The organism is Bacillus sp. FSL K6-3312 (genome assembly GCF_038007485.1).
GTDB lineage: Bacteria > Bacillota > Bacilli > Bacillales > Bacillaceae > Bacillus > Bacillus pumilus.
In genome coordinates, this window is record NZ_JBBOXI010000001.1 from 1,495,124 (window position 1) to 1,516,413 (window position 21,290).

Consider the following 21,290-nt stretch of genomic DNA (forward strand, 5'->3'; position numbering starts at 1 on the left):
TTTTTGAAGAGGAGGAATACGTCATGAGTGAAAAAGCCTTTGTGACGGTCACAGCCCTTACAAAATACATAAAAAGAAAATTTGATGTTGATCCGCATTTAGAAGATATTTGGATCAAAGGTGAGCTATCCAATGTCAAGATTCATTCAAGAGGACATGTGTATTTCACCTTAAAAGACGAAAACGCACGCATGCAAGCTGTCATGTTCCAGCGCTCTGCGGCGAAGCTGCCTTTTTCACCTAAGAGTGGAATGAAGGTGTTTGTACGCGGCGGAATTCAAGTCTATGAACCAAGCGGCAACTATCAATTATATGCAAAAGAAATGCAGCCTGATGGTGTTGGTGCTCTTCATCTCGCTTATGAAGAGCTGAAGAAAAAGCTAGCAAGTGAAGGCTTATTTGATGCGCGCTATAAAAAGCCAATCCCTGAATATCCAGAGGTTGTTGGTGTCATTACGTCTCCAACAGGAGCGGCTGTTCGAGATGTCATTACGACCATTAATCGGCGCTATCAACAGGCGAAAATCATTGTGCTTCCGGCGCTCGTTCAAGGTGAGCATGCGACCCGTTCCATCGTAGAGCGGATTAAGGAAGCGAATGAAAAACAGCTCTGTGATGTCTTGATTGTCGGAAGAGGAGGCGGTTCGATTGAAGAGCTTTGGGCTTTTAATGAAGAAGCTGTCGCAAGAGCCATCTTCGCATCAGACATTCCAATCATATCTGCAGTTGGACACGAAACAGACTTTACGATCAGTGATTTCACTGCAGATATGAGAGCACCCACACCAACAGGAGCAGCCGAACTTGCTGTTCCAAGCACGACCGATTTAATTGAACGAATCAAATCAATCGATATACGGCTAACAAGAGCGGTAAAGAATCGAACCTCACAAGCGAAGGATCGTCTTGTGGCGCTGCAATCCTCTTATGCCTTCCGTTTTCCAAAACGATTACAGGAGCAAAAAGAGCAGCAATTCGATTTGGTATTTGACCGTTTTCAAAAACAGCTGACGAGACAAATTGAGCAAAAACGCAGTCAGCTAGACCGCCAGACATACAGGCTGAAGCCGCTTCACCCTAAAGAGCAGCTGCTTCAAGCGAAAAAACGCCACGCCAATGAAACAGAACAGCTCATTCGCAGTATGAATGTGCAAATGAAAACAATTCATTCGCAGTTCCAATCGGTTCTTGGTAAACTAAATGCATTAAATCCACTTCAAGTGATGGAAAGAGGCTACAGCTTAGCCTATAAAGAAGATGAACTAATAAAAAGTGTGAACCAAGTAGAGCCGAAGGATCAGCTGACCATCACGATGAGGGATGGACGTCTGATTTGTGAGGTTATTGAGAAGGAGGGGCAATCAACATGACAGAATCCAATAAACAAAAAGAAGGAAAAATGACATTTGAAGAGGCGATGAAAGGTCTTGAGGAGATTGTGGGAAAGCTCGAAGAAGGAGATGTACCACTTGAGCAGGCCATTCATTATTTTCAAGAAGGCATGACCCTTTCGAAGCTTTGTCATGAAAAATTACAGCATGTTGAAAAGCAAATGGATTTCATTTTAAAAGAGGACGGTGAGCTAGCTCCCTTCTCAGTGAAGGAGGCCGATGCTGGTGACAAGTAATTTAAATGAATTTTTAACAACACGAAAACAGGCCATTGAAGATTATTTATTTACATATGTTCAGGAATTGACGATTCCTGAAGACCTGAAATCTTCTATGCTCTATTCTCTTAAAGCGGGCGGGAAAAGGCTTCGACCTGTTCTCGTTCTTGCTCTTCTAAATGCCTACGGTAAAAGCGAAGAAGATGGTATACCTGTCGGCTGTGCGGTTGAGATGATTCATACGTATTCATTGATACATGATGACCTTCCTTGCATGGACGACGATGACCTTCGCAGAGGAAAACCGACGAATCATAAAGTGTACGGAGAAGCAACAGCGGTTCTCGCAGGTGATGCCCTTTTAACAGAAAGCTTCCGCCTGATTACATCTCAGCTGTCTAGCAGCGTCTCTGCTGACAAAAAGCTCAGAATTGTGGATGAGCTTGTAAAGTCAGCAGGTGCACTAGGAATGGTTGGTGGTCAATTTGACGACATGGAAGCAGAGCAAAAACAAGTATCGCTTGCTGAACTAGAATCCATTCACGCCCGTAAAACAGGAAAGCTTCTCACATTCAGTGTCGCAGCAGGTGCAATGCTGGCAGGAGCATCAGATGACGATATCGAAAAGCTAAGGGAATTCAGCTATCATATTGGCATTGCGTTTCAAATCCGTGATGATATTTTAGATCTCGAAGGAAGCGAAGAAAAAATCGGAAAACGGGTCGGCTCTGATACAGCAAATGAAAAGTCGACATATCCTTCTTTATTAACGCTTTCAGGAGCAAAAGAAAAGCTGCATGAGCACATCACACGTGCAAAAGAAATTGTCTCAAATCTTCAATTAGAGCAGCAATTGCTGCATGATTTATGTGATCTAATTGCCTCAAGAGATCATTAAAAACAGCCTAGATTTGAGGGTCCTCGAGCAATTGTGGTAAACTGTAAACAGTTTATTATGATGAGACAACTCTTATTCCCTATTGGTTTTCAAAGGAATAAGGCATTATAGATGTATATAGAAATTTTGTTGAAAGCGAGTTGATCCTAATTGGATCTTTTATCAATAAAAAATCCAACGTTTCTAAAAGGAATGTCAAATGCAGAATTAGAGGAGCTTAGTGCTGACATTCGCATGTTTTTAATTGAGTCCTTAGCTAACTCTGGTGGGCATATCGGTCCGAACCTGGGAGTCGTTGAACTGACTGTTGCGCTTCATAAAGTATTTGACAGCCCAAAAGACAAATTCCTCTGGGATGTTGGACATCAGTCTTACGTTCATAAGCTGTTAACGGGAAGAGGATCGGAGTTTGATACACTTCGTCAATATAAAGGGCTTTGCGGTTTTCCTAAACGAAATGAAAGCGAGCATGATGTGTGGGAGACAGGTCACAGTTCAACCTCGTTATCTGGCGCGATGGGTATGGTGGCAGCGCGTGATATCAAAGGGACAGATGAATATATCCTGCCGATTATCGGAGATGGTGCACTAACCGGAGGTATGGCGCTAGAAGCTTTGAATCATATCGGTGATGAAAAGAAAGATATGATTGTCATATTAAACGACAATGAAATGAGTATTGCACCAAACGTCGGTGCGATTCACACAATGCTTGGCAGATTACGTACAGCTGGCAAATACCAATGGGTAAAAGACGAGCTTGAATATTTATTCAAGCGCATTCCAGCTGTTGGTGGTAAGCTTGCTGCCACAGCAGAGCGTATCAAAGACAGCCTCAAATATTTACTTGTATCTGGCATGTTTTTTGAGGAAATGGGATTTACCTACTTAGGTCCTGTCGACGGACATTCGTATGAAGATCTTTTTGAAAATCTTGAATATGCAAAGAAAACAAAAGGTCCTGTTCTTCTGCATGTCATCACGAAAAAAGGAAAAGGCTATCAGCCGGCAGAATCCGATAAAGTCGGGACTTGGCACGGTACGGGTCCATACAAAATTGATACAGGGGATTTTGTAAAACCGGCAGCAGCAGCTCCGTCTTGGAGTGGTCTCGTTAGTGAAACGGTCAGAAAGCTGGCACGGGAAGATGAGCGGATTGTTGCGATCACCCCTGCGATGCCTGTTGGTTCAAAGCTTGAAGGCTTTGCGAAGGAATTTCCAGAGCGGATGTTTGATGTAGGAATTGCCGAGCAGCATGCAGCCACAATGGCAGCTGGGCTTGCGACGCAGGACATGAAGCCATTTTTAGCGATTTATTCAACGTTCCTACAAAGAGCCTATGACCAAGTGCTACATGATATTTGTCGTCAGAACCTTAACGTATTTATTGGCATTGACCGTGCTGGACTTGTCGGTGCAGATGGAGAAACCCATCAAGGTGTGTTTGATATTGCCTTTATGCGTCATATGCCGAATATGGTACTCATGATGCCAAAAGATGAAAATGAAGGACAGCACATGGTCAATACAGCTATTCAGTACGATGACGGTCCTATTGCTATGCGCTTCCCGCGCGGTAATGGGCTAGGTGTCAAAATGGATGAACAGCTGAAAACCATTCCAATTGGGTCCTGGGAGGTTCTTCGTCCAGGGAAGGATGCCGTGATTTTAACATTTGGTACGACGATTAAAATGGCACTCCAAGCAGCAGAAGAACTTCAAAAAGAAGGGAAATCGGTTCGTGTTGTCAATGCTCGTTTTATTAAGCCTCTTGATGAAGCGATGTTAAATGACATTTTTTCTGAAGGTATTCCGATTTTAACGATTGAAGAAGCTGTGCTCCAAGGCGGATTTGGCAGCAGCGTTTTAGAATATATACACGATAAGAAAGCATCTCATATTAAAGTAGAACGTATGGGCATCCCAGATGAATTTATTGAGCATGGAAGTGTTGATGCCCTGCTTGAAGAAATTGGTTTGACGAAAGCACAGGTTGCTGACACTTTACGTGACCTGCTTCCCGCAGCACCAAGAAAAGGAATTGGATCATGACATCAAAGAAAGAACGACTTGACGTTTTATTAGTTGAACAAGGACTAATGGAAACGAGAGAGAAAGCAAAGCGTGCCATTATGGCAGGGATCGTTTACTCAAATGAAAACCGTTTGGATAAACCAGGAGAGAAAATCGCTCGTGATACACCGCTCACTGTGAAAGGGAACCCTCTGAAATATGTGAGCCGCGGCGGATTAAAGCTGGAAAAAGCGCTAAAAGAATTCGACTTAACCGTTGAAGGAAAATTGCTAATTGATATCGGTTCATCAACAGGTGGATTTACAGATTGTGCGCTTCAAAATGGAGCGGTCAAATCATATGCTGTTGATGTTGGCTACAATCAGCTTGCGTGGAAATTAAGGCAGGATGACAGGGTCATCGTCATGGAGCGCACCAATTTCCGTCATTCCGTTCCAGCAGATTTTACTGAAGGATTGCCAGAAGTAGCGTCAATTGATGTCTCTTTTATTTCACTTAAACTTATCCTGCCGGCTTTAAAGCACATTCTTGTCCCGGGCGGAGACTGTATTGCACTCGTCAAGCCTCAATTTGAAGCAGGCAGAGAGCTTGTTGGGAAAAAAGGCATCGTGCGAGATCCATCGGTCCACCTTGGTGTACTGGAAGAGATGAATCAATTTGCTGCAAAAGAAGGCTATGATGTGAAGGATGTATCATTTTCGCCTATTACTGGCGGAGACGGGAATATTGAGTTCCTTCTCCATTTAATGCTTCATCCCGATCAAGAAGAGAATACGGCACTACCGGTTTCAGAGCTTGAAAAGATCGTCAAGCAAGCCCATTCTGTATTGAAAGAAAATAAAAACAGTCCTGAGCCGGCTGACACATGAGGTTGAAACAAAAGGAATAATAGCTCGCTATTATTCCTTTTAGATTGTTGGCAAAGGGCTAAAATGATCGTTATTTTAGCCCTTTGTCTTCTTTACAGCGTGATAGAAAACCTTTGAAGTCTAGGAAGGACGAGCATCGGAGCGGAGCGAATTTAACATTCGTGAGCACCGAAGCAAAGACCTGACACCGAATGCGAGGGTTTGTCTACACGCTGAAGGAATAATAGCTCGCTATTATTCCTTTTTACATGGTCAAAAGATGAGAATTGGCCGTTTCTCACGTAACGCTTGTTTTTTGAACTGTGATTCATATAACATAGAAAGTAAAGACAAACTGAGATCAAACGCCTAGGGGGGTCAAAAATGACTAAAGGTCAAAGGCATATTAAGATTAGAGAAATCATCGCGAGCCAAGAGATTGAAACACAAGATGAACTAGTCGATATTTTAAAAGCCGATGGATATAACATTACACAAGCGACCGTTTCAAGAGATATTAAAGAATTGCATTTAGTGAAAGTGCCAACGAACAATGGAACATATAAATACAGCCTTCCTGCGGATCAGCGGTTCAATCCGCTATCTAAACTAAAGCGATCCTTAATGGATGCATTTATTAAAATGGATGCTGCCAGTCATTTAATTGTCCTCAAAACCATGCCGGGTAATGCACAGGCGATTGGGGCTTTAATGGATAATTTAGATTGGGAAGAAATCATGGGTACCATTTGCGGAGATGATACCATTTTGATCATTTGCCGCACACCAGATGATACGGAAACAGTTTCAAGCAAAATTTTAGAGCTTCTATAAAGAATCAGGTTTACAAAAAGAGGTGTCAAATGAGTGTTAGCAGAACTAACCATTAAAAACTTTGCAATCATTGAAGAGTTAACAGTTTCATTTGAAAAAGGACTCACAGTCCTAACAGGGGAAACAGGTGCAGGGAAATCTATCATGATTGACGCTGTCTCACTTCTTGTGGGAGGTAGAGGGTCGTCTGAATTTGTTCGTTATGGTGAGAAAAAGGCTGAGCTGGAGGGGCTTTTTCTTGTACCAGCAGCTGACCATCCTGTATTTGCTTTATGCGAAGAGCAGGGAATTGACGCAACGGATGAAATGATGATTCTTCGCCGTGATATTAACAATAACGGGAAAAGCATTTGCCGTATCAATGGCAAGCTCGTTACAATCTCACTTTTACGCGAAGTAGGACGCCTTTTGCTCGATATACATGGACAGCACGATAACCAGTTATTGATGGAGGATGAAAATCATCTGCATTTACTCGATCAATTTGGAGCAGAAGAAATTGCACCTGCTTTGTCACAGTATCAAGAAGCATATGAGCAATATACAAAGACAGCCCAGAAGCTAAAACAGCTCTCTGAGAATGAGCAGGAAATGGTGCACCGGTTAGATTTACTGCAATTTCAGCTAGAAGAGATTGAAGCGGCACAATTAGAGCCGGGAGAAGATGAGAAGCTTCAAGAAGAGCGCCATCAGATCAGCAACTACGAAAAAATCTTTTCCTCACTCCAAAACGCCTATAATGCCTTGCGCAATGAGCAGGGGGGACTTGATTGGGTTGGCATGTCATCAAGCGAGCTCGAGCAGGTTTCTGAGATCAACGACGATCTGAAAAAGCTATCCGAACAAGTGTCGAACTCTTACTATTTATTAGAGGATTCGACGTTCCAAATCCGAAGCATGCTGGATCAATTAGAGTTCGACCCAGCACGACTTGATTTTATTGAGTCTAGGCTGAATGAAATGAAGCAGTTAAAACGAAAGTACGGGACAACGGTTGAGGAAATTTTGGAGTATGCGGCGAAGATTGAAGAAGAAATCGATCAAATTCAAAATCGAGACAGTCACCTGCAGACGCTTAAAAACAAACTGGATGCAATGAGCCGTGACGCTCTGCTTGAAGCACTTAACGTTTCGGAGCTTCGTAAAAAATGGGCCAAAAAGCTAGCGAAGCAAATTCAAACAGAACTAAAGGATTTGTATATGGAGAAGTCAACGTTTGATACATCCTTTTCCATTCGGTATGCGCCTTTTAGCAGCACGGATAATCCGCTACTAGATGGAAAGCCCGTCCAGCTTGGAAAAAACGGAATCGACCAAGCTCAATTTGTGATTTCTACTAATCCTGGCGAACCGATGAAATCTTTATCAAAAGTTGCCTCGGGTGGAGAAATTTCACGTGTTATGCTCGCCGTGAAAAGTATCTTCTCAGCCAAACAAGAAGTCACTTCCATTATTTTCGATGAGGTCGATACGGGCGTAAGCGGCAGAGTTGCACAGGCGATTGCCGAAAAAATTTACAAAGTGGCGGCTGGCTCACAAGTGCTCTGCATTACGCACCTCCCGCAAGTAGCAGCAATGGCTGACACGCACCTCTTCATTTCTAAACGCTCTAAAGCAGGCAGAACACTGACAAGCGTCAAACCATTAAGTCATGAAGAAAAAGTGAGTGAAATTGGCAGGATGATTGCGGGTGTGGAAGTCACTGAGCTGACAAAACAGCACGCAAAAGAATTGCTGCATCAAGCAAATGATGTCAAAACAACAGGGTAGCTGAAAAATCAGCTGCCTTTTTTATATTGTGTCAAAATCGCTGTATATACCCACGAAATCGTCTTTTTCTTTTATCAATTTATCCAATCATTTTCTATAGCTGCCGGTTATAAATCAAAGCGAAGAAGGCAAAAGTAAAGATGTAGCCAAAACATGAGTGTTCTGGTGTGGGTAAGGAGCGAGGAGAGTGAAAAATGAATGCCCGAAAAGATGAGAAAAGCCATTGGTGTGATTCTCCTTGTTTCTTTAATAAGTACAGGGTTTATGAGCATAGTGAAGGAATACATCAGCATTCCAACAAATGTTGCTGTATTTGAAAAACAGAAGCACTCAATTGACACATCAATAGAAGCGTCAGCCAATGCTTCTTCACAAGCCTTTAGTCTTTCAGAGAAAAAGAATCAGCTTGAAGTAACAGGACAAAAGGCGGGAAAAGCCGAAATTGTTTATGATTTTAAAGGATTTCCTATTAAGAAAACAAAAGTCGACGTTCTCCCTGAATTAAAAGTCGTTCCTGGAGGACAATCCATTGGCGTCAAGCTCCACTCTGTAGGAGTTCTCGTTGTAGGTTTTCATCAAATCACAACAGCAGACGGCAAAAAATCACCAGGCGAAGCCGCAGGCATTCAATCAGGGGATATGATCATCGAAATCAATGGTCAAAAGATGGAGAAAATGAATGACCTCACCCCATTTATCCAGAAAGCAGGGAAAACAGGTGAAACGCTTCGTTTACTCATAAAAAGAGACCATAAAACCTTTCAAACAACATTAACACCCGCAAAAGATGCAAGTGAAGGCACCTATCGAATTGGTCTTTACATTCGAGATTCCGCAGCAGGAATCGGCACGATGACCTTCTTTGAACCATCTTCTAAAAAATATGGTGCCCTAGGGCATGTCATTTCTGACATGGATACAAAAAAACCAATTGTTGTCGACAATGGTGAAATTGTCAGATCAACCGTAACATCGATTGAAAAAGGCACAGGTGGCAATCCTGGAGAAAAATTGGCGAGATTCTCTTCCGAACGAAAAACGATCGGGGATATCTCCCGCAACAGCCCATTTGGTATCTTTGGTACGTTAACCGAAAAGCTTGAAAATCATGTATCAGACAAACCACTTCCAGTTGCTTTATCAAATGAAGTAAAAGAAGGTCCAGCAGAAATTTTAACCGTTGTGGATCATGATAAAGTGGAAAAGTTTGATATTAAAATCGTCAGCACGACTCCGCAGAAATTCCCGGCAACAAAAGGGATGGTATTGAAGGTAACAGATGAGCGTCTTTTAAGTAAAACGGGCGGTATCGTCCAAGGTATGAGCGGAAGCCCTATCATCCAAAACGGAAAAGTCATCGGAGCGGTCACGCACGTTTTCGTCAATGACCCGACAAGCGGCTACGGCGTACACATTGAATGGATGCTGTCAGAAGCAGGCATCGATCTTTATCAAAAAAACAAAAAAGCAAGCTGATCATCAAACTGCCGCGAATCTTCCGGCAGTTTTTTTCTCCCCTTTCTTTCTCTGCCATCATGTTATAAAATAAGGAAAAAGAGATTTTTCGACAAAATGGAAAATGGTATGTTGTCAAATTGCAATAATCGTCGATTCGTTAAGAAAAACGTAGAAAAAGCTAGATAATGCTCTATTATTCGGAAAATTAAAGTTTTTTAAAGGGGATAGCATGGTTTTGTCGAATTGAACACTCAGAAGAGAAATACAAAAGACTAAAGGAATCGACATTGGGGAGGAAAGAACGTGGAGAAAATTAAAGTGTGTGTAGCTGATGACAATCGAGAGCTTGTTGGCCTTTTGACAGAGTATATTGAGGGACAGGAAGATATGGAAGTGCTTGGCGTGGCGTATAATGGTCAGGAATGTCTGACATTATTTAAAGATAAAGAGCCCGACGTTCTCCTCTTAGATATTATCATGCCTCATTTAGATGGCCTTGCTGTACTGGAACGCCTCCGTGAAAACAATGACATGACCAAACAACCAAGTGTGATTATGCTAACGGCGTTTGGACAAGAAGATGTCACGAAAAAAGCAGTTGATTTGGGCGCATCTTATTTCATCTTAAAGCCATTTGATATGGAAAACCTAGTCGGTCATATTCGTCAAGTCAGTGGAAACGGCACACAAGTCACCCATCGATCTTCATCTATCCAAAACAGTGTCCTTCGAAACAAACCTGAACCGAAACGCAGAAACTTAGATGCGAGCATTACAACGATTATTCATGAGATTGGCGTCCCGGCTCATATTAAAGGTTACTTATACTTAAGAGAAGCCATTTCAATGGTGTACAATGACATCGAGCTTCTCGGAAGCATCACAAAAGTGTTGTATCCAGACATCGCGAAGAAATTTAACACGACCGCGAGCAGAGTAGAACGAGCGATTCGTCATGCGATTGAAGTGGCTTGGAGCAGAGGAAACATCGATTCCATTTCCTCACTCTTTGGTTATACAGTCAGCATGTCTAAAGCAAAACCAACCAATTCAGAATTTATCGCAATGGTGGCTGATCGTCTGCGCCTAGAGCATAGGGCAAGCTAGTTCATTTTTATAAAAAAACGTTTCTTCAAAGAGGCGTTTTTTTATTTTGAAAAATATTGTAAAAAATTGGTTGTATTGATACAATCATCTTATTGTCTCATTTGGACAACTCAGCTTGATTTATTTTCAGAATAAAATGAAAAATAAAGCATGAAAGAAATGGGTATGACATAAATTAGTGGTAATCAGCTACGCCAATCAATTGTTTGGTCTTCAAAATAGAAGAAGGAAACGCTCATTCGTAAGAAAAAGGATGAGAGGAAAAGGTCTGATGGATTTGGTAAATAAAGCAAATGAGATCGAAAGTTCTATTTCTATTGACCTGATTGGTTGGCGTTTTAAAGTCACTGGCTTCTTAGAGATTGTGCCATTTGAACTGAATATTCCCATTGTCGAATTTAATAATTTTCACATTCTTTTACTATGCTATAATAATGAAAAGAAGAGGGTGAGGTTATGGGAAAGCTGAAAATCCACTCTGCTGAGGTAGCGAACGAAATTAGCAAGTGGACGAGGGTCATTTCTCAAAATGACCTAGAAAAATCTGCTATCTATAAAGAGAAAATTCAGAATTTGCTAAAAAATACAGATGAAGACCGCGAAGTTCTCCTTTATTATCAGCTTGTTAATGGCCGACATGAAATGTTACTTGGAAATATTGAAAAAGCCAATCACATTATGAAGAGTGTCGGAACGCTTGATGAGAAAGTAGATGACATTATTAATTTTTATTTTTACTTTTACAAAGGCCAATATGCCGCATATGTGAAAAAGTATGATGAAGCCATCAGCTTTTACAAAATTGCAGAACAACGCCTAAAACGTGTGAATGAGGACCTTGAAGTAGGAACTTTTCATCATAAGGTTGCTTCAATCTATTACGAACTGAAACAAAACTTCATATCCATTAATCATATCAAAAAAGCCATCGATACGTTCAAAGCGCATGAAGAGTATACAGCGCAGGCGATTGACAGCTTGATTTTACATGCAAGTAATTGTATCGATTTGATCCAATTTGACGAAGCGGAGGAAAAATACCAAGAAGCACTTGAGAAAAGTAAACGCATTAACAATGAAGTGCTGATTGGGAAATGCTATCACAATTTAGCCGTTCTTTATTATGCGAAGCATGATTACGAAAAAAGCGCACAATATGCCAAAAAAGGGATGGGCATTCAAATGCACCGTGACAATAGCCATTATTACATCCAATCTTTATATGTTCTAGCAAATGCCTTGGTTCATCTAGGAAATCAAGAGGCGAAGGAATATATTAAAGAGGGCATTCAGTATAGTTGCGATATCCAAAATAATGAATATATAGTAAAATTTGAAATTTTAGATTTAATGTGCGAAAATAGTGGAGCAGCAGACGTATTCTCTGAAAAATTAGACTACATAGAAAAAAATAGATTATATGTGGAGCTTGAGGATTTGTCTGAACAAATATCGAAATACTTCAAGGAACGAAATGACTATCAAAATGCCATTCGTTTTCTTGAAAAGAAATTCGATGCACAAATACTTCAAAAGAAAGTGGAGGTTATCTTATGAAAAAGTTGTTGTTAGGTTTAACCGTCGTTACAGCAGTCGCAGTTGTTTCTTCCCTTTTTGCTCTTGACGCCGAGACGACAGAGCAAGCCATCAGAGCGATTACGTGATCGAATTTATACAGAACCTCTTCGTACTAATCAGAAGAGGTTTTTTTATGTGCTCAAACTGGAAAAATGAAAAGAGACACGTCATAATGAAAGGAAGCATCATACTTAGAGGTGACATATGACGAAAATTTTTGCACACAGAGGTTTTAAAGGAATCTACCCTGAAAATACCATGATAGCCTTTGAGCATGCACTCCATTCTGGAGCTGACGGAATTGAGCTGGATGTTCAGCTGACGAAAGATGGCAGGCTTGCTGTCATTCACGATGAGAAGCTGAACAGAACAACGAATATGAAAGGCTTAGTGAAAGACTATACATATGAAGAGTTAAAAGCAGGAGATGCGAGTCATTCTTTTTATGAAGAAACCGGTGCTGTATCTATTCCTCTTTTGGAGGAAGTATTGGAGCTCGTGACGCAGCAATCATCACTCATCATCAATATTGAACTGAAAAACTCCATTTATCGATATCCTGGTATTGAAGAGAAAGTAAAGGAGCAAATTGAACACTTTCAAATAGAAGATCGTGTACTTGTCTCATCGTTTCATCACGGCAGTTTAGCTCTTTTTCACAAGCTGATGCCCCATGTTGAGCTTGCTGTTCTCACAATGGATGTCATTCATCAGCCAGAGATGTACATAAAAACAGTACCTGCAAGAGGTTATCATCCGAATATAAAGGGCGCAGGGGTAACAAAAGAAGTTGTATCGGCTCTCCATGCCGCCCAGCAAGTCATCAGGCCATTTACAGTAAACAGTGAAAAACAAATGAAAAACATGTTTTCCTTAGGTGTCGATGGAATTTTCACTGATTTCCCTGATAGAGCCGTCAAAATAAGAGAAGAAATGAAATAAAGACCTGCGATCAATAGCGGGTCTTTTTTCATGTTTATCTCTGTTTAAAGCGGGTGGTTACTTTATTTCGTTTGCGGTCTCGATATAAAATAAAGCCAGCGACTACGTAAAGACCTCCCCCTAAAAAAACCAACCCTGCAATTCCTTGCAGCCATAAAAATGGAAATGGTGCAATGATGATACCGAAAACAGTGTCACGCAGCAGCTTAATCCCAAGTGCAGCAAGCGCGCCAGGTATTAAAATAATCACTAATGCAAGTATTCTCCCCATCAAATGTCCCCTTAAACGTCATTTACTTCCATTGTCTAATTCAAAAAATATTTTGTCAAGAAAGGAAAACGTGGTAATATAAGAGTTGTGCAATTTTTTGCAACGGAAAAATATGGTGTGCAAATTTTTTCATATAAAGGGGTAACGGGATGCAGAGAGTCTTGATTGTCGGTGCAGGACAGGGTGGATCAGCATTGCTTGAAACACTGCTGAAAACAAATATGATTCAAATCGTTGCAATCGCCGACCTTAATCTTGGGGCACCGGGGATGGTAGAAGCGAAAAAGAATGGAATTGATACGACAACGGATTGGAAAGAATACATAAAAGATGACATTGATATCATCATTGAAACAACGGGCAGTTCAGCTGTGCTTAAAGAACTGATAGAAGAAAAAACAGAGCAGTCTGTCATTGTTCCAAGTTCGATGGCATACGTCATATCAGAATTAATGTCAGAAAAGCAGCAGCTCATTCAAATATTAAAAGAACAAACCTATAAACATGACCGCATTTTTAATGCAACGAACGATGGCATGATTTTTATTAATATGGATGAAGAAGTCGTTCTGTTTAATCGATCGGCTGCCAAAATGGTTGGACGTTCGCAAAAAGATGCGATTGGCCGGCACATACGTGAAGTGATCCCGAATACAAAACTCCCCGATATTTTAAGGTCGAGGGAGCCAGAATTTCATCAAAAACAATTTCTGAATCAGCAAATACAAATTGTCACAACGCGTTTGCCGATTATTGATGACGCAGGAAGAATGCTAGGCGCTCTATCCATTTTTAAAGATATTACAGATGCAGTGGAGCTTGCAGAAGAAGTCACAAACCTCAAAGAAGTGCGCACGATGCTTGAGGCTATCATTCAATCATCAGATGAAGCGATATCCGTCGTAGATGAGCAGGGGAAAGGAATTTTAATTAACAGAGCTTATACGAAAATGACGGGATTAACAGACAAAGAGGTTGTGGGCAAGCCTGCGGGTGCGGATATTTCTGAAGGGGAAAGCATGCATTTGAAGGTGCTTGAAACAAGAAGGCCGGTTCGAGGCGTCAGAATGAAAGTCGGACCTAATAAGAAGGATGTGATCGTCAACGTAGCGCCAGTGATCGTTGATGGTATTTTAAAAGGTAGTGTCGGCGTCATTCATGACGTATCAGAAATTCAATCACTCACGAATGAATTAAATAAAGCAAGACAGCTCATCCGGACACTTGAGGCAAAGTACACTTTTGAAGACATTATTGGAGAAAGTGAGCAAATGCTTGTGGCGCTTGAGCAGGCAAAGCTAGGGGCTAAAACACCAGCCACTATTTTACTCAGGGGAGAATCAGGTACTGGGAAAGAGCTATTTGCGCATGCTATACACAATGAAAGTGACCGGAAATATAATCGCTTCGTAAGAGTCAACTGTGCGGCCTTATCAGAATCCCTCTTAGAGTCAGAGCTTTTTGGCTACGAGGAAGGCGCATTTTCTGGTGCAAGGCGCGGCGGGAAGAAAGGGCTGTTTGAAGAAGCGAATCACGGCAGTATCTTTTTAGATGAAATTGGTGAAATGACGCCAAGTACACAAGCGAAATTATTACGCGTGATGCAGGAGAAAGAAATTGTTAGAGTAGGCGGAACAAAAGCGATACCAGTTGACGTGCGTGTGATTACCGCAACAAATGTCAATATTGAAAAAGCGATGTCGGAAGGAAAGTTCAGAGAGGACTTATATTATCGGATGAACAGATATCCGATTTCGATTCCGCCACTAAGGCAGCGACTTGAAGATATTGACTCCTTGAGCAAACGGCTTATTCAGAAAATCAATTTAGACTATGGTCGAAATGTGAGCGGCTTAACGGAAGGTGCGCTCGATAGACTTCGATCCTACAGCTGGCCTGGGAACGTAAGAGAACTGGAAAATGTCCTTGGACGAGCCATGATCTTTTTGAATCCGCAAGAAGAATGGATCGATGAAGATCATATTTCCTTCATGGAATCAGAAGAGCAGGAAGAAAAAGAGCAGCAGGAACTGGCTGTCAGTCAATTTGAGGGAGAAACCCTTTCGGATGCTGTTGAAGCGTTTGAAGCGCAGCTGATTAAACAAACCCTTGAAAAGCATCAATTCAACCGCACGAAAACAGCGAAAACGTTAGGGATTAGCATTCGAAATCTTTACTATAAAATGGATAAATATCAACTTGCAAAAGATAGCATGCAATAAAATGCACGTTACCTGCAAGAAGTTGCATATATTTCATGTGAAATGCCTTATTTCGCTGCGTTTCAAGCTGGCATAGAACTTGCATATGAAAACCATGAACCCGAGCATAAGGAAAGGTGGGCATATATGAAGCTTGACGATCTGATTATGAAAGCCGCCCAGCTGCAGAATAAAACTGCTGCTGTGGCTCATGCAGAAGACGAAGAAGTGCTTCATGCCATCAAGATGGCAATTGAACGAAAGGTCGCTCGCTTCCTGCTGGTTGGAAACAAACGCAACCTGAAGGAACTGGTGAAACACCATGAGATCAATGAAGACTGGATAGATATTATTCATTCGGATTCTCCTGAAGAATCAGCCAAAATTGCTGTGCAGGCAGTGAGTGAGAAGCATGCAGATATATTGATGAAGGGGCATGTCACGACAGCCGTTCTTTTAAAAGCGGTGCTGAATAAAGAGTACGGGCTTCGAACGGCGAGTGTTCTATCACATGTCGCGGCATTCGAAGTGCCGGGCTTTGATCGTTTTATTTATGTCACAGATTCTGCGATGAACATCGCGCCCGATTTAAACATGTTCAAAGAGATTACGATCAATGCTGTTCAAGTAGCACAAGCTGTTGGCAACGACATGCCAAAGGTGGCCGTGTTATCTGCGGTAGAGGTCGTGAACCCGGCAATGGATTCCACTTTGACAGCGGCAAGCTTGGCGCAAATGAATAGGCGAGGTCAAATTTCTGGATGCCTCATTGACGGGCCACTTGCTTTAGACAATGCCATTTCTCAAACAGCAGCTTCTCATAAAAATATTACGAGTGATGTCGCCGGTCATGCAGATATTTTGCTTGTACCAACGATTGAAGCAGGGAACATTCTATATAAATCTCTCATCTACTTTGCACATGCAAAGGTGGGAGCTGTGGTGGCAGGAGCGAAGGCGCCGATTGCTTTAACAAGCCGGTCGGATACAGCCGAAAGTAAGCTTTATTCAATTGCACTTGCCATCTGTACATCAAATTAAGCGAAAGTCATAGGAGGAATAAACAATGGAACTTTTTAAATATATGGAACGATACGATTATGAGCAGCTTGTAATTTGTCAGGATGAACAATCTGGCTTAAAAGCGATTATTGCCATTCATGATACAACACTTGGCCCAGCACTAGGCGGGACAAGAATGTGGACGTATGAAAACGAAGAAGCAGCAATCGAAGATGCGCTTCGTCTAGCAAGAGGGATGACTTATAAAAACGCAGCAGCAGGCCTGAATCTTGGCGGCGGGAAAACAGTCATCATCGGTGACCCGAGAAAAGATAAAAATGAAGAAATGTTCCGTGCGTTTGGCCGCTACATACAAGGATTAAATGGCCGCTATATCACAGCGGAGGATGTCGGTACAACGGTAGAAGACATGGATCTGATTCATGAAGAAACAGACTTTGTGACAGGTATTTCTCCTGCATTTGGTTCATCCGGAAACCCGTCTCCTGTTACGGCTTACGGTGTATATAAAGGGATGAAAGCTGCTGCCAAAGCTGCATTCGGTACCGATTCATTAGAAGGAAAAACGATTGCAGTCCAAGGTGTTGGGAATGTGGCCTACAATTTGTGTAAACATCTGAACGAAGAAGGCGCACAGCTGATTGTCACAGATATCAACAAAGACTCTGTAAAACGAGCTGTAGAAGACTTTGGCGCAAAAGCTGTAGACCCTGACGATATTTATGATCAAGCATGTGATATTTATGCCCCTTGTGCACTTGGTGCAACGATTAATGATGTAACGATTCCTAAGCTGAAAGCAAAGGTTATCGCAGGTGCAGCGAATAACCAGCTGAGAGAAACGCATCACGGCGATCTGATTCATGAAATGGGCATTGTGTATGCACCTGATTATGTAATCAATGCAGGCGGCGTGATTAACGTTGCTGATGAGCTTTATGGCTATAATGCAGATCGTGCGATGAAAAAGGTAGAAGGTATTTACCAAAACATTGAACGCGTGATTGAAATTTCAAACCGTGATGCCATTCCAACTTATAAAGCGGCAGACCGATTGGCGGAGGAGCGAATTGAAAGAATGCGCAAATCAAGAAGTCAATTCCTGCAAAATGGCCAACATATTTTAAGTCGTCGCTAATTTGAAGAATGAGTTGAAACGGAGGTTTTGTTTTTGCTGACAAAAGAATGGCGTATTCTCACAATTAATCCTGGCTCTACTTCAACAAAAATCGGTGTGTTTCACAATGAACGATCTATTTTTGAAACGACACTCAGACATACAGATGAGGAATTAAAGCAATTCCCTCATATCATTGATCAGTTTTCATTTCGTCAAGAAACAATCCTGAAGACGCTGCATGAACAAGGAATGAACATCTCAAAGTTTGATGCAGTTTGTGCGCGCGGCGGTCTTCTTCGTCCGATTGAAGGTGGCACATATGAAGTCAATGAGCAAATGGTGCAAGACCTGAAAGAAGGATATGCTGGCCAGCATGCATCAAATCTCGGCGGTATCATTGCACGAGAAATTGCACTTGGTTTGAACATACCAGCTTTTATTGTCGATCCAGTTGTAGTGGATGAGCTAAAACCAATTGCTCGTATTTCAGGACTGCCAACGATTGAAAGAAAAAGCATCTTCCATGCATTAAACCAAAAAGCAGTCGCAAGAAAAACAGCTGCATCTTTTGGGAAGCGCTACGAAGATTTGAACATGATTATTACACATATGGGCGGCGGCATCACCATTGGTGTCCATGAAAAAGGTAAAGTTATTGATGTCAATAACGGACTGCATGGCGAAGGACCTTTCAGCCCAGAGCGAGCGGGGACCCTGCCAACAGGTGACCTCGTCAATCTTTGCTTTTCTGGTGAGTACAGCCAAGAGGAAATGCTGAAACGCATTATTGGTGAGGGTGGTCTTGCAGGCTACCTTGGTACGACAGATGCTGTGAAAGTTGAGCGCATGATTGAAGCAGGCGATGAACGGGCGGCGCTGATTTATGAAGCGATGTGCTATCAAATTGCCAAGGAAATCGGTGCGGCTAGTGCTGTCTTAAAAGGCGCAGTTGACGTCATTGTGTTAACAGGCGGACTTGCGTACAGCAAACAAATTACATCAAGTATTAGAGGTCACATTGACTGGATTTCAGATGTTGTCGTGTATCCAGGTGAAAATGAACTGCAGTCCTTAGCAGAAGGTGCACTTCGTATTTTAAAAGAAGAAGAATCTCCGAAAGAATACCCAAATGATCAACGGATGAAGAAAGGAGTGACAAGTCATGGCAACTGAATATGACCTCGTCATTCTTGGTGGAGGCACAGGCGGCTACGTAGCAGCCATCCGTGCCTCACAGCTTGGATTGAAAACAGCAGTTGTAGAAAAAGAAAAGCTTGGCGGTACTTGTCTCCATAAAGGATGCATTCCGTCTAAAGCGCTGCTTAGAAGTGCTGAAGTCTATCAAACCGTCAAACGTGCTGCTGATTTTGGCGTTGAGGCAAACGGCATCGCCTTGCAGTTTGCCAATGTGCAGAAAAGAAAAGCAGAGATTGTAGAGAAACTAGCAGGCGGCGTCAAACATTTAATGAAACAAGGGAAAATTGATGTTTATGAAGGGATCGGCCGTATTCTTGGTCCATCTATCTTTTCGCCAATGCCAGGAACCATCTCCGTAGAAATGGCAAACGGAGATGAAAATGAGATGCTCATTCCAAAGCAGGTCATCGTTGCGACAGGTTCAAGACCGCGTGTGCTGCCTGGACTTGAAGCAGATGGGACGCATATTCTAACATCAGATGATGCACTTGAACTGCCAGAGCTTCCGCAGTCGATGCTCATTGTCGGCGGCGGGGTAATCGGAATCGAGTGGGCTTCCATGCTCAATGATTTTGGTGTGAAGGTAACGGTAATTGAATTTGCAGATCGCATATTGCCAACAGAGGATTATGACATTTCCAAAGAAATGGAAAAGCTTTTATCTAAAAAAGGCATCACCTTTGTGACAAATGCGAAAGTACTGTCAGATACCGTTAAAAAGCAGGAGAATCTCGTGACGATTCAAGCAGAAAAGGATGGAGACATTCAGACGTTTGAAGCGGAAAAGCTTCTTCTATCAGTCGGCAGAGTACCAAATATTGAAGGCATTGGTCTTGAAAACACGGACATCCAAACAGAAAAACAAGGCATTGTCGTGAATGAACATTATCAAACGAAAGAATCACATATTTATGCAATAGGAGATGTTATTGGCGGGCTTCAGCTGGCACATGTGGCTTCACACGAAGGCATGATTGCTGTGGAGCATATGGCTGGGAAAGATCCGAAGCCGCTCGATGAAACGCTCGTTTCTAAATGTGTTTATTCTCACCCAGAAACCGCTAGTGTTGGACTCACTGAACAGGCGGCAAAAGAGCAAGGCTTCGAAGTCAAAATGGGGAAATTTCCATTTATGGCGATCGGAAAAGCACTTGTGTACGGGGAGTCAGATGGATTCGTCAAAATCATTGCTGATCAAAAGACAGATGATATTTTAGGGATTCATATGATTGGTCCTCATGTCACAGATATGATATCTGAAGCTGGATTAGCCAAAGTACTTGATGCAACGCCGTGGGAAGTCGGGCAAACAATTCACCCGCACCCAACCTTATCAGAGGCGATTGGCGAGGCTGCCCTTGCTGTTGACGGGAAAGCGATCCATTTTTAATCAAGGAGGGAAATAAGATGAGTAACATGCGTCATCATGAATTAGGATTATCAGATGAACAAGCAATTGATATATACAGAACAATGCTTCTAGCAAGAAAAATTGATGAACGGATGTGGCTTTTAAACCGTTCTGGTAAAATTCCATTCGTCATTTCTTGTCAAGGGCAGGAAGCGCAGCAAGTCGGTGCTGCTTTCGCTCTCAATAGAGAAGAGGATTACGTCTTGCCTTACTACCGTGATATGGGGGTTGTCCTCGCATTTGGGATGACAGCAAAAGATTTAATGATGTCAGGTTTCGCAAAACAAGACGATCCAAGCTCAGGCGGAAGACAGATGCCAGGGCATTTTGGAAAGAAATCAAATCGAATTGTGACAGGATCTTCACCTGTTACTACGCAGGTTCCTCATGCAGTTGGCATCGCACTTGCTGGACGTCTAGATCAGAAAAACTTTGTCAGCTTTGTCACGTTCGGTGAGGGCTCTTCAAACCAAGGTGATTTCCACGAAGGCGCTAACTTTGCTGCTGTGCATAAGCTGCCTGTTATTTTCATGTGTGAAAACAATAAGTACGCGATTTCCGTACCGTATGACAAACAAGTAGCATGTGAACGCATTTCAGATCGTGCGATTGGATACGGAATGCCTGGCGTAACCGTTGATGGCAATGATCCGCTTGAAGTATATGCCGCTGTCAAAGAAGCGAGAGACCGTGCAGCAAGAGGCGAAGGACCAACGTTGATTGAAACGATCTCTTACCGTTTAACTGCGCATTCAAGTGATGACGATGATTCAAGCTATCGAGAAAAAGAAGAAGTGCTCGAAGCGAGAAAGAAAGATCCGCTCATCCAATATGAAACGTATTTAACCGAAGGAAACATCATGACTTCAGAAATGAAAGAAGAGATGACAAAAGAAATCATGCAAATCGTAAACGAAGCCACTGATGAAGCGGAAAAGGCTGCTTATGCTGATGCTGAAAGCGCACTTCGTTACGTGTATGCGGAGTAA

The 21,290-nt window shown here is 42.2% G+C and carries 19 protein-coding genes; 18 read left to right on the forward strand and 1 reads right to left on the reverse strand.

The features are described 5' to 3' along the window. Nucleotides 1-23: 23 nt before the first annotated feature. The 12 genes from xseA to MHI11_RS07660 all read left to right on the forward strand — a co-directional run bounded on the left by xseA (nucleotide 24) and on the right by MHI11_RS07660 (nucleotide 13,078). A complete protein-coding gene (gene xseA, locus MHI11_RS07605) occupies nucleotides 24-1,370 on the forward strand; it encodes an exodeoxyribonuclease VII large subunit (protein ID WP_340960790.1) in 1,347 nt (448 codons plus the stop codon). After that, nucleotides 1,367-1,627 carry an exodeoxyribonuclease VII small subunit gene (locus tag MHI11_RS07610; RefSeq protein ID WP_319609985.1) on the forward strand — a complete coding sequence of 87 codons (261 nt, stop codon included), beginning with the start codon at nucleotides 1,367-1,369 and terminating at the stop codon, nucleotides 1,625-1,627. The genes xseA and MHI11_RS07610 overlap by 4 nt, the downstream gene beginning before the upstream one ends. After that, entirely contained in the window at nucleotides 1,611-2,507 is an 897-nt protein-coding gene (locus MHI11_RS07615) for a polyprenyl synthetase family protein (RefSeq protein ID WP_437435407.1), read from the forward strand. Before MHI11_RS07610 ends, MHI11_RS07615 begins: the two co-directional genes overlap by 17 nt. Nucleotides 2,508-2,657: 150 nt before the next feature. Next, on the forward strand, nucleotides 2,658-4,559 hold the full coding sequence (gene dxs, locus MHI11_RS07620; protein ID WP_268484544.1) for a 1-deoxy-D-xylulose-5-phosphate synthase: 1,902 nt from the start codon (nucleotides 2,658-2,660) through the stop codon (nucleotides 4,557-4,559). Continuing rightward, complete coding sequence (locus MHI11_RS07625) at nucleotides 4,556-5,410, forward strand: TlyA family RNA methyltransferase (protein ID WP_044140999.1); 855 nt, start codon at nucleotides 4,556-4,558, stop codon at nucleotides 5,408-5,410. Before dxs ends, MHI11_RS07625 begins: the two co-directional genes overlap by 4 nt. A gap of 363 nt (nucleotides 5,411-5,773) precedes the next feature. Beyond that, nucleotides 5,774-6,223, forward strand: a complete 450-nt coding sequence (gene ahrC / locus MHI11_RS07630; protein WP_012010523.1) for a transcriptional regulator AhrC/ArgR — start codon at nucleotides 5,774-5,776, stop codon at nucleotides 6,221-6,223. A 33-nt stretch (nucleotides 6,224-6,256) separates the two neighbouring features. Continuing rightward, nucleotides 6,257-7,993, forward strand: a complete 1,737-nt coding sequence (gene recN / locus MHI11_RS07635) for a DNA repair protein RecN (protein WP_044141001.1) — start codon at nucleotides 6,257-6,259, stop codon at nucleotides 7,991-7,993. Nucleotides 7,994-8,191: 198 nt separating this feature from the next. Next, entirely contained in the window at nucleotides 8,192-9,469 is a 1,278-nt protein-coding gene (gene spoIVB / locus MHI11_RS07640) for a SpoIVB peptidase (RefSeq protein WP_003215755.1), read from the forward strand. A 285-nt stretch (nucleotides 9,470-9,754) separates the two neighbouring features. Next, nucleotides 9,755-10,558 carry a sporulation transcription factor Spo0A gene (gene spo0A, locus MHI11_RS07645; RefSeq protein ID WP_003215740.1) on the forward strand — a complete coding sequence of 268 codons (804 nt, stop codon included), beginning with the start codon at nucleotides 9,755-9,757 and terminating at the stop codon, nucleotides 10,556-10,558. A 271-nt stretch (nucleotides 10,559-10,829) separates the two neighbouring features. Further along, nucleotides 10,830-11,027, forward strand: coding sequence for a hypothetical protein (locus MHI11_RS07650; protein ID WP_034661994.1), 198 nt, complete (start codon nucleotides 10,830-10,832; stop codon nucleotides 11,025-11,027). Next, nucleotides 11,015-12,115, forward strand: a complete 1,101-nt coding sequence (locus MHI11_RS07655; RefSeq protein ID WP_044141003.1) for a Rap family tetratricopeptide repeat protein — start codon at nucleotides 11,015-11,017, stop codon at nucleotides 12,113-12,115. Before MHI11_RS07650 ends, MHI11_RS07655 begins: the two co-directional genes overlap by 13 nt. A gap of 225 nt (nucleotides 12,116-12,340) precedes the next feature. Continuing rightward, on the forward strand, nucleotides 12,341-13,078 hold the full coding sequence (locus MHI11_RS07660; protein WP_044141004.1) for a glycerophosphodiester phosphodiesterase: 738 nt from the start codon (nucleotides 12,341-12,343) through the stop codon (nucleotides 13,076-13,078). A 34-nt stretch (nucleotides 13,079-13,112) separates the two neighbouring features. On the opposite strand, the gene MHI11_RS07665 is transcribed toward MHI11_RS07660, so the two are convergent. Beyond that, the gene (locus MHI11_RS07665) at nucleotides 13,113-13,349 is read right to left on the reverse strand and encodes a DUF2627 domain-containing protein (protein ID WP_003215815.1); all 237 of its coding nucleotides are present in this window, start codon (nucleotides 13,347-13,349) and stop codon (nucleotides 13,113-13,115) included. Between the two features lie 149 nt (nucleotides 13,350-13,498). Between MHI11_RS07665 and MHI11_RS07670 the strand changes: the two genes are divergently transcribed. From MHI11_RS07670 to MHI11_RS07695, 6 genes are read left to right on the forward strand one after another with little or no spacing between them, the layout of a single operon-like run. Then, nucleotides 13,499-15,571, forward strand: a complete 2,073-nt coding sequence (locus MHI11_RS07670; RefSeq protein ID WP_044141005.1) for a sigma-54 interaction domain-containing protein — start codon at nucleotides 13,499-13,501, stop codon at nucleotides 15,569-15,571. A 42-nt stretch (nucleotides 15,572-15,613) separates the two neighbouring features. After that, nucleotides 15,614-16,591, forward strand: coding sequence for a phosphate butyryltransferase (gene yqiS, locus MHI11_RS07675; protein WP_223252839.1), 978 nt, complete (start codon nucleotides 15,614-15,616; stop codon nucleotides 16,589-16,591). Nucleotides 16,592-16,616: 25 nt separating this feature from the next. Then, the gene (gene bcd / locus MHI11_RS07680; RefSeq protein WP_340960795.1) at nucleotides 16,617-17,711 is read left to right on the forward strand and encodes a branched-chain amino acid dehydrogenase; all 1,095 of its coding nucleotides are present in this window, start codon (nucleotides 16,617-16,619) and stop codon (nucleotides 17,709-17,711) included. Between the two features lie 33 nt (nucleotides 17,712-17,744). Next, a complete protein-coding gene (gene buk / locus MHI11_RS07685; protein WP_044141010.1) occupies nucleotides 17,745-18,866 on the forward strand; it encodes a butyrate kinase in 1,122 nt (373 codons plus the stop codon). Continuing rightward, nucleotides 18,856-20,280, forward strand: a complete 1,425-nt coding sequence (lpdA, locus tag MHI11_RS07690; protein ID WP_044141011.1) for a dihydrolipoyl dehydrogenase — start codon at nucleotides 18,856-18,858, stop codon at nucleotides 20,278-20,280. The genes buk and lpdA overlap by 11 nt, the downstream gene beginning before the upstream one ends. A gap of 17 nt (nucleotides 20,281-20,297) precedes the next feature. Continuing rightward, entirely contained in the window at nucleotides 20,298-21,290 is a 993-nt protein-coding gene (locus MHI11_RS07695) for a thiamine pyrophosphate-dependent dehydrogenase E1 component subunit alpha (protein WP_044141012.1), read from the forward strand.

Coding starts and splice junctions, on each gene's coding strand:
- xseA (WP_340960790.1), top strand. CDS start 24: ATGAGTGAAAAAGCCTTTGTGACGGTCACAGCCCTTACAAAATACATA.
- MHI11_RS07610 (WP_319609985.1), top strand. CDS start 1,367: ATGACAGAATCCAATAAACAAAAAGAAGGAAAAATGACATTTGAAGAG.
- MHI11_RS07615 (WP_437435407.1), top strand. CDS start 1,611: ATGCTGGTGACAAGTAATTTAAATGAATTTTTAACAACACGAAAACAG.
- MHI11_RS07625 (WP_044140999.1), top strand. CDS start 4,556: ATGACATCAAAGAAAGAACGACTTGACGTTTTATTAGTTGAACAAGGA.
- ahrC (WP_012010523.1), top strand. CDS start 5,774: ATGACTAAAGGTCAAAGGCATATTAAGATTAGAGAAATCATCGCGAGC.
- spoIVB (WP_003215755.1), top strand. CDS start 8,192: ATGCCCGAAAAGATGAGAAAAGCCATTGGTGTGATTCTCCTTGTTTCT.
- MHI11_RS07650 (WP_034661994.1), top strand. CDS start 10,830: ATGGATTTGGTAAATAAAGCAAATGAGATCGAAAGTTCTATTTCTATT.
- MHI11_RS07655 (WP_044141003.1), top strand. CDS start 11,015: ATGGGAAAGCTGAAAATCCACTCTGCTGAGGTAGCGAACGAAATTAGC.
- MHI11_RS07660 (WP_044141004.1), top strand. CDS start 12,341: ATGACGAAAATTTTTGCACACAGAGGTTTTAAAGGAATCTACCCTGAA.
- MHI11_RS07665 (WP_003215815.1), bottom strand. CDS start 13,349: ATGGGGAGAATACTTGCATTAGTGATTATTTTAATACCTGGCGCGCTT.
- MHI11_RS07670 (WP_044141005.1), top strand. CDS start 13,499: ATGCAGAGAGTCTTGATTGTCGGTGCAGGACAGGGTGGATCAGCATTG.
- yqiS (WP_223252839.1), top strand. CDS start 15,614: ATGCCTTATTTCGCTGCGTTTCAAGCTGGCATAGAACTTGCATATGAA.
- bcd (WP_340960795.1), top strand. CDS start 16,617: ATGGAACTTTTTAAATATATGGAACGATACGATTATGAGCAGCTTGTA.
- lpdA (WP_044141011.1), top strand. CDS start 18,856: ATGGCAACTGAATATGACCTCGTCATTCTTGGTGGAGGCACAGGCGGC.
- MHI11_RS07695 (WP_044141012.1), top strand. CDS start 20,298: ATGAGTAACATGCGTCATCATGAATTAGGATTATCAGATGAACAAGCA.